Source organism: Pseudomonadota bacterium (assembly GCA_027624955.1).
Lineage (GTDB): Bacteria > Pseudomonadota > Alphaproteobacteria > UBA828 > UBA828 > PTKB01.
This window is the reverse complement of the sequence record JAQBTG010000013.1, coordinates 51497-63526: the sequence shown is the minus strand read 5'-3', so window position 1 is coordinate 63526 and position 12030 is coordinate 51497. Positions and strand designations below refer to the sequence as shown.

Sequence of the window (12030 nt, the reverse complement as noted above, 5' to 3'; positions counted from 1 at the left end):
TCAGTTATAGCTCGGTGCGTATGTCCCATAGCTCGGGGAAGAACCGCGTTTCGAGAGCGCGGCGCAAATATGGCACGCCGCTGGTGCCGCCAGTGCCACGTTTGTGGCCGATGATGCGCTCCACCGTGCTCACATGATGGAAGCGCCATTGCTGAAAATGATCTTCGAGATCGACCAGTTTTTCGGCCAATTCGTAGAGGTCCCAATGGGATTCCGTGTCGCGGTAAACGGTGAGCCAGGCACCGCGCACCGAATCGTCGGGGTCATGCACGTCGCGCCAATTCTGCTTCATCTGGCCGGCATCGATGCCGAGGCCACGGCGCGCCAGCAGCAGTATCGCTTCTTCATAAAGGCTCGGCGCGTCCAGCGCGGCGCTGAGAAGGCTATGGACATGCGCGTCATGGCGATGCGGCATCAACATCGCTGGATTCTTGTTGCCGAGGGTAAATTCGATCAGGCGGTATTGGTGCGATTGAAACCCCGAAGCGTTGCCAAGCACGCTGCGGAAGGTCATGTAATCGGCCGGCGTCAGGGTAGACAGCACGTCCCACGACTGTATCAGCTGCGCTTGAATGCGCGACACTCGAGCCAGCATCTTGAAGGCCGGCGGCAAATCGCCGGCGCGAATATGCGCCATAGCGGCGGTCAATTCATGCAGCACCAATTTCATCCACAGTTCCGTCGCCTGGTGAATGACGATGAACAGCATTTCATCGTGACGCTCTGAGCGCGGCTCCTGGCAGGCCAACAGGCGCTCCAGGCCAAGATAATCGCCATAGCTCATCGCGTCGGTGAATTCCGTTGCCGCGCCGTCGGGCAATCCGCCTGATTTGTCGTCTGTGGTCACGCGTACCTCCGGCAACGATTGTGGTCTTTCGGCGGCGTCGCTGCAATCCGTGCATTCGACCTCAGCAACAGGCAATATCGCCTAATGACGACGAGAGAAGACTGCATCGCCTTAGACGCGCGCGATCCCATGGCGCCGTTCCGCCGCCGTTTCGTTCTGCCTGAAGGGGTGATTTATTTGGACGGCAATTCACTCGGCGCGCTGCCCGAGGTGGCAGTCGAACGAGCGGCCCGCGTTATCGGTGAGCAATGGGGCACCGGCCTCATTCGCAGTTGGAACGAAGCCGACTGGATGGCGTTGCCGTTCAAGGTGGGAGGCAAGATCGCGCAGTTGATCGGCGCCAAGGAAGACGAAGTGGTGGCCTGCGATTCTACGTCCGTCAATCTGTTCAAATTGCTGGCGGCGGCATTCGCACTCCGCCCCGAAAGACGTGTATTGCTAACTGACTGTGACAATTTTCCAACCGATAATTACGTCGCGGAAGGCGTCGGCGATTTCCTCGGCGACAGAGTCGAGCGCCGCCTGGTGCCGGCGGATGATATTATCGACGCCATCGATGGCGATACAGCGGTAGTGTCGCTCACCCACGTTAATTACCGCACCGGGCGCATCCATGACATGGCGGCAATCAACGTCGTCGCGGCGGCACATGGCGCGCTCACTTTATGGGATTTGAGCCACAGCGCCGGCGCTGTGCCGCTTGACCTCAATGGCGCCGGAGCCGACCTCGCTGTCGGCTGCGGCTATAAATACCTCAATGGCGGGCCCGGCGCGCCGGCATACATCTTTGTCGCCGCGCGCCATCAGGCGGCTATCCGCCAGCCGCTCAGCGGCTGGATGGGCCATGCCGCGCCGTTCGAGTTCGCCGCTGGGTTCCGCCCGGCGCCGGGCATCGCACGCATGCTCTCGGGCACACCGCCGGTTATCGCGTTGGCCATATTGGACAGCAGCCTGGATATTTTCGCCGAGGCCGGCATGGCGGCACTGCGCGCAAAATCCGTCGCGCTGAGCGAGCTTTTCATCGCGCGCATCGAGGCAAGTTGCGCCGGCCATGGCCTGCAACTGCTGTCGCCGCAGGATTCCGCCGCGCGCGGCGGCCAAGTTTCCTATGCCTATGTCAATGGATTTGGCGCGGTCCAGGCACTGATCGCGCGCGGCGTCATCGGCGATTTCCGCCAACCGGATGTCATGCGCTTCGGCTTTGCGTCGCTCTATCTGCGCTATGTCGATATATGGGACGCCGCCGAGGCGCTTAGCGCGGTGCTCGGCAGCGAGGAATGGCAAGATTACAAGATTGGCGATAGCGGCGCGGTAACCTAGACGCTCAAGATACGTGCGGCACGACAGCCGTCGTTTCGATCTCCACTTTGGCGCGGTCGTCCATGAGCGCGGATACCGCCACCATCGCCATGGCGGGAAAATTCCGCCCCATAATCTCGCGGTAAACATCTCCCATTTCACGTTGGCGTGTCACATATTCCTGCTTGTCGACGATGTACCAGGTCATGCGCGTCACATGCTCAGGGCCAGCACCGGCCTCGGCCAACACGGCGACGGTATTGCGCAACGTCTGCGCGGTCTGGGAGATAAAATCGTCGCTCTGGAATTCGCTGTTCTCGTCCCAGCCGACAAGGCCGGCGACGAACACCAGCCGGCCTTCGCTGGCGACGCCGTTGGAGTAGCCGCCGGGGCGGCGCCAGCCGGGGGGTTGCAAAATCTGCATGTGGGAATCCTTTCGGGGCGAAATATTTAGTCGGCTGATTCGGGTATCAGGAAGCGCTCCATGCGCGCCCGCAATTCGCTGGGAAGCGGTGCTGATTTCACGTCTTCGCCGAGCGCGGCATAGACCATTACTTGGCGCATTTTGAAGCGTGGCTCGTCGCCGCAGGCTGCGCTGATGTCGAGGGTGAAGGAAGTTTTGCCGAGGCGCGCGATACCAAGCGTTAAGCGCAGCACATCGGCGATGCGGCTGGCGGCGGAGAATGAAATATCGAGGCTGTGGGTTGGTACGCCATATGCGGTGCCTTGATGCATCGCGCTAAAGGGATGGTCCAGTTCTTCGGCGAACCAATCCTCGATCAGGGCGCTGGTCATCTCGAAATAGCGCGGGTAGAACAGGATTCCTGCCGGGTCGGTATCGCTGAAATGCACTGCAATATCGCGCGAAAATACCGCCATCAGCCTCGCCCCGCCTTTTTGCTCTCGATTTCGCGCAGTCGAAAGCGCTGTACCTTGCCGGTGCCTGTTTTGGGCAGTGCTTCGACAAATTCGATGGCGCGCGGATATTTGTAGGGCGCGATCCGGCTTTTGACGAAATCCTGCAGCGCCTTGATGAGCGCATCGGTGCCGGAGAAGCCGCTGCGCAGAACCACGAACGCCTTGACGATATTGCCGCGCGCCTCATCGGGAGATGCCACACAGGCGCTTTCCATTACCGCCTCATGTTCGAGCAGAGCGGCCTCGACCTCGGGGCCGGAAATGTTGTAGCCGGCGGAAATGATCATGTCGTCATTGCGCGCTTCGAACCAGTAATAGCCGTCCGCATCCATGCGGTAGGCGTCGCCGGTCAAGTTCCAGCCGTTCTCAACATAATGCGTTTGCCGTTCGCCCTTGAGATAGCGGCAGCCTGTCGGCCCGCGCACGGCCAGGCGGCCAATTTCATCCGGCGGCAGCTCGTTGCCGTCCTCGCCGATAACCCGCGCTTCGTATCCAGGCACCACTTTGCCGGTCGCGCCGGGGCGAATGTCTTCATCCGCTGAAGAAATAAAAATATGCAGCATTTCGGTCGAGCCAATGCCGTCGATGATCGCCAATCCGGTGGCATCTCGCCACGCATCAAACGTCGCCTTGGGCAGTGTTTCGCCGGCCGAGACGCAGCGCCGAAGACTGGATACGTCATACCCGCCGAGCTTTTCTTGCATCGCGCGGAAGCCGGTTGGCGCCGTGAATAATATGCTCGCCTTGTGTTCTTCGATTGCCGCGAGGAGGCCGTCCGGGCTGGCTTGCTCGACAAGCAGCGTTGCCGCACGGGCGCGCAGCGGAAACAGCAGCAATCCGCCGAGGCCATAGGTAAAGGCAAGCGGCGGGCTGCCGCAGAAAATATCTTCCTTCGTTGCCTTCAGGCAGGCCGGTGGGAAGCAATCGCACGCAGCCAGGACGTCGCGGTGGCAATGCATGACTCCTTTGGGCCCGCCGGTGGTGCCAGAGGTGAAAGCGAAGAAGCAGATATCCTCAGCGGCGCTATCGACGGCCTCAAATTGGCCGGATTTCAGCGCTATTTTCTCTTCTAGTCCGCCGGCGCCGTCAAAGTGGATGACGTCCGTGAGGCGGGGCGAAAGCTCTTGCGCCGCGGTCAATTCCTCGCCCAGTTTTTCGTCGCAAAGCGCCAGAGCGATCTCGGCTTTTTCAATGACCACAGTAAGTTCGCGCGCCCGCAAGAGCGGCATGGTGCCGACGGCAATGGCGCCGGCCTTGACCACGCCGAGCCAGCAAGCGGCGAGCATCGGTATGTTGGCGGCGCGCAACAGCACCCGGTTGCCCGCGACCACGCCCAGATCCTCGGTGAGTACTTGGGCCACGCAATTGGCTTTGTGCTGTAGCTCGGCGTACGTCCATTTCAGGCCTGACGCGAGGATAGCGGTGCGGCTGCCATCGCCTTCCGCGACGGCGCGGTCGAGCAATTCTGCGACGCAATTCAGGCGGGCCGGATAGTGCAGTTCAGGGAGCGTGAAGATAAGCGTCGGTAATTGCTCCGGTCGCGGCAAACTTTCCGCCGCGAAACGATCGATATGCGCGCTCTTCTCCGCCACCATTACGCGCTTTCCCGTGCCGCGAGCGCGGCCTTGGCGATCACGACCTTTTGCACTTCGGAGGCGCCCTCATATATGCGGAGCGCCCGGATTTCACGGTAGAGTTTCTCCACCGCCGCGCCGGACACAACACCTTGTCCGCCGAATATCTGCACCGCCTCGTCGATCACCATCTGCGCCGATTCCGTGGCATACAGCTTGGCCATCGAGGCTTCGCGTGTGACGCGATCGGCCTTCACATCTTTGGTCCAGGCGGCGCGGTAGACCAGCAACGCGCTGGCATCCACGGCGAGCGCCATATCGGCGAGCTTGGCCTGGATGATTTGTAATTCAGCTAGCGGGCCGCCGAATAACTGGCGCGTGGCGGCGCGCTCCAACGCCAAATCCAGCGCATGGCGGGCAAAGCCGAGCGCCGCCGCGCCGACGGTCGAGCGGAAAATATCGAGCGTCGCCATCGCCACTTTGAAGCCCTCGCCCGGCGCGCCCAACATGCGGTCCGCCGGCACCTGACAGTTGTCGAAAGTGAGCCGCGCCAACGGATGCGGTGCGATCACGTCGATGCGCTCAGCGATCTCGAGGCCCGGCGTATCGGCGTCGACGACAAAGGCGCTCAGGCCGCGCGCTCCCGGCGCTTCACCAGTGCGAGCAAAGACGGTGTAATAGTCGGCAATGCCGCCGTTCGATATCCAGGTTTTCTCACCGTCGATGCGCCAGCCATTACCGTCGCGCGTTGCCGTTGTCGCCAAGGCCGCGACGTCAGAGCCGGCGACGGGCTCGGAAAGGGCGAACGCGGCAATTTTTTGTCCCGTGCGCACCATCGGCAGATAGGCGGAGCGGATCTCGTCACTGCCATAGAGCGAGATGGCGCCGCTGCCGAGCCCTTGCATGGCGAAGGCGAAATCGGCGAGGCCCGAATGGCGCGCCAGGGTTTCGCGAATGAGGCATAGTGCCCGCACATCGAGCTTTTCCGACGCGCCGCCATAGGCCGTCGGCACGCAATGGTCGAGCCAGCCGTCCGCCGCCAAGCGGCGCACCAATTCACGGCACGCCGCGTCAACATCCGTCTCATCGATATCGCCGAGATTCTTGCCGGCCCAGGCATCGAGGGCCAGCGCCAGGTCGCGGTGCGCGGGCGTAAAAAACGGCCAATCTAGAAAGCTGTGATCGGCCATCAATTGCCCTCGAAGACGGGTTTCTGCTTAGCCGCGAAGGCTTCAAACGCACGCTGGAAATCCTGCGTTTGCATGCAGATCGCCTGGGCCTCCGCTTCAGCGTCGATGGCGGCGTCGAGGCCCATATCCCATTCCCGGTTGAGCATGGTCTTGGTCATGCCATGGGCGAAATTGGGGCCGTCGGCGAGGCGTTGCGCCAATTTCACAGCTTCAGCTTGCAGCTCTTCCGGCGCGCATAGGCGATTGAAGAAGCCCCAGCGCTCGCCCTCTTCGCCCGACATGGCGCGGCCGGTGAACAGCAGGTCGGCGGCCCGGCCCTGGCCGATCAGGCGCGGCAGGATGGCGCAGGCGCCCATGTCACAGCCGGCAAGGCCGACACGGACGAAGAGAAACGCGGTTTTGCTTTGCGCCGTGCCAAGGCGCATATCGGCCGCCATGGCGACCGCCGCGCCCGCGCCGGCGCAGACACCGTCGATGGCGGCAATCACCGGTTGGCGGCAAGCGCGCATGGCCTTCACCAGATCGCCGGTCATACGGGTGAATTCGAGCAGGTCGCCGATGTTCATTTTGGTCAGCGGACCGATGATCTCATGCACGTCGCCGCCGGAGCAGAAATTGCCGCCGGCGCCGGTGATGATCACCGCATCGATATCCTCGGCATCGCTGAGGCGGCGGAACAAATCGCGCAGCTCCGCGTATGAATCGAAGGTGAGCGGATTTTTGCGCTCCGGGCGGTTCAGGGTAATCGTCGCCACGCCGCCCTCCGTCGACCATAGGAAATGCGCCGCTTTATACTGTGTCAATTTCATGCCGCGTCTCTTCCTTCATCTTCCGAGCCGATCGAAAGTTTAACCCTGGTGAGCAGCGCCATCAGCGCATCGCGCTCCGCGGCATTCAGACCCGCCATCATCTCTTCGATCCAGCTTTGATGCGCTTTCGCCATGCCTGAGAATTCCTTGCGACCGCGCGCCGTCAAGGCGAGCCGCGAGGAGCGCCGGTCGGCTGGCGGCGACCAGCGCTTTGCCAGGCCCTCGCGCGCCAAGCGGTCGGCGACGCCGGTGACATTGCCGTTGGACACCATCAGGCGGCGCGACAGCTCGCCCATGCTGAGACCATCGGGCGCGCGCTCAAGCGCCGCCATCATGTCGAAGCGCGGCAAGGTGGCGTCAAATTCGTTTCTCAGTCGCGTCCGTACCTCGCGCTCTATCATGGTCGAACAGGTCAAGAGCCTCAGCCACAAGCGGAGCGATTCTTTACCCTCCGCCATTTTTTCCTCGCTGCGCGAGCTGGTATTTCTGGCTGCGCGGGCCATTACATCCACGCTCCCCCCGCCATGGCGATGGATTGTCCGGTGATCGATTCCGAGCCGGGCAGGCACAGCCAGCCCACCGTGGCGCCAACTTCACTGGCCTCGATGATGCGCGCTTGCGGGTTTTTCTTGGCCAACTCGCCGCGTGCGTCGTCCGCGCTCATGCCGGTGAGTTTCTGGATGTTTTCGACGCCCTTCTCGACCATGCCGGTCTCAACATAAGCCGGGCAGACGGCGTTCACCGTGATGCCTTTCTTTGCGACTTCGAGGGCCAGGGCCCGTGTCAGGCCGACCATGGCGTGCTTCGAGGCACAGTAGGCGGCGATATAGGGCTGGCCCGAAATCCCGGCGAGGCTGGAGATATTGACGATGCGCCCCCATCCCGCCTCGATCATCGCCGGCAGCACCTGCTGGGTGCAGATATGCGCGCCGATCAAATTCACTTCCATGAGGCGGCGCAACATGTCGGACGAGGTGCGCATAAACGGCGCGGTCTCCGCGATGCCGGAATTGTTAATCAGGATATCGATGGCGCCAAGCGACGCCGCGGCTTCAGCGAACACCCGCTTGACCGCATCTTCGTCGGTCACATCGAGCTGACGCACCTCTGCGCCGGGCAACCTCGCCGCCTTCGCTTCGAGTTTCTCCATATTGCGCCCGGTAAGCGTCAATATTGCGCCGCTTGCGGCGAGTACTTCGGCGCTGGCGCCGCCGATGCCGTGACCGCCGCCGGTAATGAAGGCGTGCTTGCCTTTGAGTGCTGTGCCGCTGCTCATATCATTTGTGCCATTTGTTGTGCCCGTTCGGTTAAGCGTTCTAATTGTTCTTTGCCGGTTAAATAGGGATTCGGCCAGGCGACGCCGTCATAGCCCAGCTCAGCCGCCGCATGCAGTGTCCAGTTTGGATTGGCGAGATGCGGCCGCGCCAGGGCGCAGAGATCGGCACGCCCGGCGGCGAGGATGCTGTTGACATGATCCGCCTCGAAAATATTGCCGACCGCGATAGTCGGCATGCCGGTTTCCATCCGGATGCGCTCGGCAAACGGCGTCTGAAACATGCGGCCATATATCGGCCGGGCTTCAATACTGGTCTGTCCCGCGGAGACATTAACGATATCGACACCAGCCGCCTTCAGCAGCCGGGCGATGGCCACTGCGTCCGCTATTTCGATGCCGCCCTTGACCCAGTCGGTGGCGGAAATACGCACCGACAGCGGCTTGTCCCAGCGCTCGCGCACCGCGCTAAGAATTTCCAGCGGATAGCGCAGGCGGTTTTCCAGCGAGCCGCCATAGGCGTCTTCGCGCCGGTTGCTGAGCGGCGTGATGAAGGCGGAGAGGAGATAGCCATGGGCAAAATGCAGTTCCACCATATCGAAGCCGGCTTGGTCGCCAAGTTCCAGCGAATGGAGGAACTGCGATTTCACCAACTCCATATCGTCGCGCGTCATTTCGCGTGGGACCGCGTTGGCCGGCGACCAAGCGATGGGCGAGGGCGCGATCAGCTCCCAGCCGCCTTCCTCTAGCGGCTCATCCATGCCTTCCCAGCCGATCTTGGTCGACCCCTTGGCGCCGGAATGTCCGAGCTGCAGGCAAATCTTGGCTGCGCCCGCCGCATGGGTGAAATCGACGATGCGCTTCCAAGCACTAGCGTGGCTGTCACGATACATGCCGGTGCAGCCTGGGGTGATGCGCCCTTCGGGGCTGACGCAGGTCATCTCGGTGAAAATTAGCCCGGCACCGCCCTGGGCGCGCGCGCCCAAATGCACCAGATGAAAATCATTGGGCGCGCCGTCGCTCGCGCTATAGGTTGCCATCGGTGAGACGACGATGCGGTTGGCCAATTCCATGCCGCGCAAACGATAAGGCGTGAACATCGGCGGCACCGCCGCTTGCCCCGACTTTCCGGTGGCCCGTTCGGCGAACCAGGATTCCACGCCTTCGAGCCAGACTTTGTCGCGGAGACGCAGATTCTCATGGCTCACCCGCTGGCTCCGCGTCAGCAGGGAATAGGCGAACTGGATCGGCTCCAACGCCGTATAGCGCGGCAGGTCTTCGAACCATTCGGTCGAGTTGCGCGCCGCACTTTGCAATTTGATCACTTCCAACCGGCGCTCGTCTTCGTACACTTTGAACGCCGCCTGAAGTTCGCCTTTCTCGGTGATCAGGTCGGCCAGGCTAATGGCGTCCTCGAACGCGAGCTTGGTGCCCGAGCCAATCGAAAAATGCGCGGTATGCGCGGCGTCGCCCATCAGCACCACATTGTCGAACGACCAATGGGCGCAGGAGATGGCGGGGAATTTGCGCCACGCTTCGTCGCTCGGATGTGGCGCATCGTTGATCAATTTGTCGCCCTCGAGCTGTTCGGCGAACAAATTCTCACACCATTCGATACCCTGGCCGAGCGGCATATTGCCGAGCCCCAACGCCTGCCAGGTTTCCTCGGACATCTCGACGATGAAGGTGCAGGTATCGCTATCGAAACGATAAGCATGCGCCCACACCCAGCCATGCTCGGTCTCGACGAAGATGAAGGTGAAGGCGTTGAACTTGTGCTTGGTGCCGAGCCAGATGAAGCGGTTCTTGCGTACGTCCACGCTCGGCTGAAATTTTTCGGCGTAAGTCTCCCGCACTCGGCTGTTTAAGCCGTCCGCGGCGACCACCAGGTCATAACTTAGATAGGACTCTAGGCTCTCGACTTCGGTCTCGAAGATGATTTCGACGCCGAGCGCGGCGGCGCGCCGTTGCAGGATATTCAGCAACCGACTGCGCGCGATGCCACAAAACCCGTGCCCGCCCGAAGTGACGGTCGTACCCTTAAAATGCACATCGATATCGTCCCAATGGGCAAAGCTGGCAAGAATCTCCTGTGCCGTCTCGGGATCGTTATCGCGCAAATTTTGAATGGTGGCGTCGGAGAACACCACGCCCCAACCGAAGGTATTGCCGGGCGGATTGCGCTCGATCACGGTGATGTCGTGGCCGGGATCGCGCAGTTTCATCGAGATAGCAAAATAAAGTCCGGCAGCCCCGCCGCCGATACAGGCAATCTTCATGGCCGCAGCCTTTCCCGAAAAACCCCTGTGCCGATATTTTTATTTTAGGCTTAAAATATCGCGCGGGCAAGGTTTCGCCGCCGGGATAGTGTTTCTCCGCCGCGCTTACTTTGCGGCGGCGTCTTCCGGGGCGTATTGGGCGATCCAGCTTTCTTTGAAGCCGTAATCCTCGGTGGCTTTTTGGCGGCTGATATAGCCTTCCAGCACGTCTTCGACGATTGCCGCGCGGTCGCGCTTTGCCGGGTCGCCGAAGCCGCCGCCGCCCGGCGCTTTTACCGAGATGCGCTCATCCGGGCCGATCGGCACGTTGGAATATTTGCTCGACGAGACCTTGCCGAACGCTTGCTTGATGGTCTGCCAATCATTCGCGCCTTTGGCCTGATAAAGTGTGGCGCCGGAGACGGAGTGTTTGCCCTTTTTGAGGCCCCAAGAAGTACGAATATGCTTGTTGGTCATCTGGCTGATCGTCACGTCGTCGGTGCACAGCATGGTTTTGGAAATGCTGAGGCCGCCGCGATATTCGCCGGCGCCGCCTGAATCGGGGCGCAGCGCATATTCCTCAACGATCCACGGATAGCGCGTTTCGAACACTTCCGTCGGCGTGTTGGCGCAATTGCCGTTGATCGAATCGGTGGCGTCGTTGCCATCGGCAAATTGCCGCCCGCCATAGCCGACATAGGTGAAATCAAAGGCGCCGAACGGCTCGTCATTCTCTTTGTCGTGGCCGCCGAAGACGAAGCAGCCATGCGTCGTGCCTTCCGAGGCCATCACCCGGTGCGGCGCGCATTCCGACATGGCGCCGAAAATGCAGGCGACGATCAGCGGATGGGTCTCGGTGTTGCCGCCGACTTCAGAGCCGGGATAATTGACGTTCATCACCGTGCCGGCCGGCGCAATCACGCGGATCGGGCGGAAACAACCGGAATTCTTCGGAATCGTCTGATCGGTCAGGTGCAGCATGGCGTTGTAGGAAGCCGACCAGGCGACGCCGAGGGTGGCGTTGATCGGCCCCTTGGCCTGCGGCGATGAGCCGGTGTAGTCGATCACCACTTCATCGCCCTGCACATTCACGGCGACGCGAATCCAATATTCCTTGGCCTCGATGCCGTCGTCTTCCAGGCAGTCTTCGAAGGTGTAGCGGCCGTCCGGGAAGGCGGCGATCTCGGCGCGCATGCGCGATTCGGAATAATCCATCAAATCGCTGACGGTCTGGCGGAAGGTCTCCTTGCCGTATTTCTCAATCAGCTCGACCAGGCGTTTCTCGCCCATATCGACGGCGCTGATTAGAGCGCGGAGATCGCCATAATTGCCGCGCGGCGTGCGCACGTTGGCGAGCAGCAGCTTCCACACTTCCGGCACGTCCTTGCCGCGCTTTATCAGCTTCACCGGCGGCACACGTAGACCTTCGTGGAAAATCTCTGTTGCCTCGCCGGGAAAGCCACCCGGCACCATGCCGCCGACTTCGACGAAATGGCCGATCGAGACAGCAAAGCCCATCAATTCATCAGCGACGAAGATCGGTTTGAACATGGTGTGTTCGGGCGTATGCAGGCCGCCCCGATACGGGTCGTTATGGACGATCACATCGCCCGGTTCGATATTGGTTATTTCCTTCACCATCGAGCGCACCAGCAGCGGCACGCCGCCGATCTGCGCCGGGCAAAATTCGGCCACCGAGATCATATCGCCCTCGGGGCTGGCGAGCGCGCAGGTGAAATCCTCGGCTTCGCTGAAGATCGTGGAATAAGCCGTTTTCTGGACGTTCACGCCCATCTCGCGGCAAATGGCGACCATGGCGGAATCGACGATGTTCATCGTGACCATATCCATGATGCGGCTCT

Annotated in this window: 11 protein-coding genes; 1 reads left to right on the top strand and 10 read right to left on the bottom strand. The window is 61.3% G+C overall.

Annotation, left to right across the window (positions count from 1 at the left end):
• Positions 1–4: 4 nt before the first annotated feature.
• Entirely contained in the window at positions 5–847 is an 843-nt protein-coding gene (kynA, locus tag O3A94_07055; protein ID MDA1356011.1) for a tryptophan 2,3-dioxygenase, read from the bottom strand.
• Positions 848–931: 84 nt separating this feature from the next.
• Between kynA and kynU the strand changes: the two genes are divergently transcribed.
• On the top strand, positions 932–2167 hold the full coding sequence (gene kynU, locus O3A94_07050; protein ID MDA1356010.1) for a kynureninase: 1236 nt from the start codon (positions 932–934) through the stop codon (positions 2165–2167).
• Between the two features lie 4 nt (positions 2168–2171).
• Here kynU and O3A94_07045 read toward each other — a convergent pair whose 3' ends face one another.
• The 9 genes from O3A94_07045 to O3A94_07005 all read right to left on the bottom strand — a co-directional run bounded on the left by O3A94_07045 (position 2172) and on the right by O3A94_07005 (position 12019).
• Positions 2172–2570 (bottom strand): RidA family protein, encoded by a 399-nt coding sequence (locus O3A94_07045; GenBank protein MDA1356009.1) that lies wholly within the window; start codon positions 2568–2570, stop codon positions 2172–2174.
• A gap of 26 nt (positions 2571–2596) precedes the next feature.
• Positions 2597–3025 (bottom strand): acyl-CoA thioesterase, encoded by a 429-nt coding sequence (locus tag O3A94_07040; protein MDA1356008.1) that lies wholly within the window; start codon positions 3023–3025, stop codon positions 2597–2599.
• The gene (locus tag O3A94_07035) at positions 3025–4659 is read right to left on the bottom strand and encodes an AMP-binding protein (GenBank protein ID MDA1356007.1); all 1635 of its coding nucleotides are present in this window, start codon (positions 4657–4659) and stop codon (positions 3025–3027) included. Before O3A94_07035 ends, O3A94_07040 begins: the two co-directional genes overlap by 1 nt.
• Positions 4659–5828: an acyl-CoA dehydrogenase family protein gene (locus O3A94_07030; protein ID MDA1356006.1), complete on the bottom strand. Its 1170-nt coding sequence runs from the start codon at positions 5826–5828 to the stop codon at positions 4659–4661. Before O3A94_07030 ends, O3A94_07035 begins: the two co-directional genes overlap by 1 nt.
• Positions 5828–6637, bottom strand: a complete 810-nt coding sequence (locus O3A94_07025) for an enoyl-CoA hydratase family protein (GenBank protein MDA1356005.1) — start codon at positions 6635–6637, stop codon at positions 5828–5830. The genes O3A94_07030 and O3A94_07025 overlap by 1 nt, the downstream gene beginning before the upstream one ends.
• On the bottom strand, positions 6634–7140 hold the full coding sequence (locus O3A94_07020; protein ID MDA1356004.1) for a MarR family transcriptional regulator: 507 nt from the start codon (positions 7138–7140) through the stop codon (positions 6634–6636). The genes O3A94_07025 and O3A94_07020 overlap by 4 nt, the downstream gene beginning before the upstream one ends.
• Positions 7140–7913 carry an SDR family NAD(P)-dependent oxidoreductase gene (locus O3A94_07015; protein ID MDA1356003.1) on the bottom strand — a complete coding sequence of 258 codons (774 nt, stop codon included), beginning with the start codon at positions 7911–7913 and terminating at the stop codon, positions 7140–7142. The genes O3A94_07020 and O3A94_07015 overlap by 1 nt, the downstream gene beginning before the upstream one ends.
• Positions 7910–10189: a bifunctional salicylyl-CoA 5-hydroxylase/oxidoreductase gene (locus tag O3A94_07010; protein ID MDA1356002.1), complete on the bottom strand. Its 2280-nt coding sequence runs from the start codon at positions 10187–10189 to the stop codon at positions 7910–7912. The genes O3A94_07015 and O3A94_07010 overlap by 4 nt, the downstream gene beginning before the upstream one ends.
• Positions 10190–10294: 105 nt before the next feature.
• Positions 10295–12019: a hydantoinase B/oxoprolinase family protein gene (locus O3A94_07005; protein ID MDA1356001.1), complete on the bottom strand. Its 1725-nt coding sequence runs from the start codon at positions 12017–12019 to the stop codon at positions 10295–10297.
• Positions 12020–12030 lie beyond the last annotated feature (11 nt).

What these genes read in the sequence shown, in the direction of transcription:
- kynU (MDA1356010.1), top strand. Translation starts at nt 932, where the DNA reads ATGACGACGAGAGAAGACTGCATCGCCTTAGACGCGCGCGATCCCATG.
- O3A94_07045 (MDA1356009.1), bottom strand. Translation starts at nt 2,570, where the DNA reads ATGCAGATTTTGCAACCCCCCGGCTGGCGCCGCCCCGGCGGCTACTCC.
- O3A94_07040 (MDA1356008.1), bottom strand. Translation starts at nt 3,025, where the DNA reads ATGGCGGTATTTTCGCGCGATATTGCAGTGCATTTCAGCGATACCGAC.
- O3A94_07035 (MDA1356007.1), bottom strand. Translation starts at nt 4,659, where the DNA reads ATGGTGGCGGAGAAGAGCGCGCATATCGATCGTTTCGCGGCGGAAAGT.
- O3A94_07030 (MDA1356006.1), bottom strand. Translation starts at nt 5,828, where the DNA reads ATGGCCGATCACAGCTTTCTAGATTGGCCGTTTTTTACGCCCGCGCAC.
- O3A94_07025 (MDA1356005.1), bottom strand. Translation starts at nt 6,637, where the DNA reads ATGAAATTGACACAGTATAAAGCGGCGCATTTCCTATGGTCGACGGAG.
- O3A94_07020 (MDA1356004.1), bottom strand. Translation starts at nt 7,140, where the DNA reads ATGGCCCGCGCAGCCAGAAATACCAGCTCGCGCAGCGAGGAAAAAATG.
- O3A94_07015 (MDA1356003.1), bottom strand. Translation starts at nt 7,913, where the DNA reads ATGAGCAGCGGCACAGCACTCAAAGGCAAGCACGCCTTCATTACCGGC.
- O3A94_07010 (MDA1356002.1), bottom strand. Translation starts at nt 10,189, where the DNA reads ATGAAGATTGCCTGTATCGGCGGCGGGGCTGCCGGACTTTATTTTGCT.
- O3A94_07005 (MDA1356001.1), bottom strand. Translation starts at nt 12,019, where the DNA reads ATGGATATGGTCACGATGAACATCGTCGATTCCGCCATGGTCGCCATT.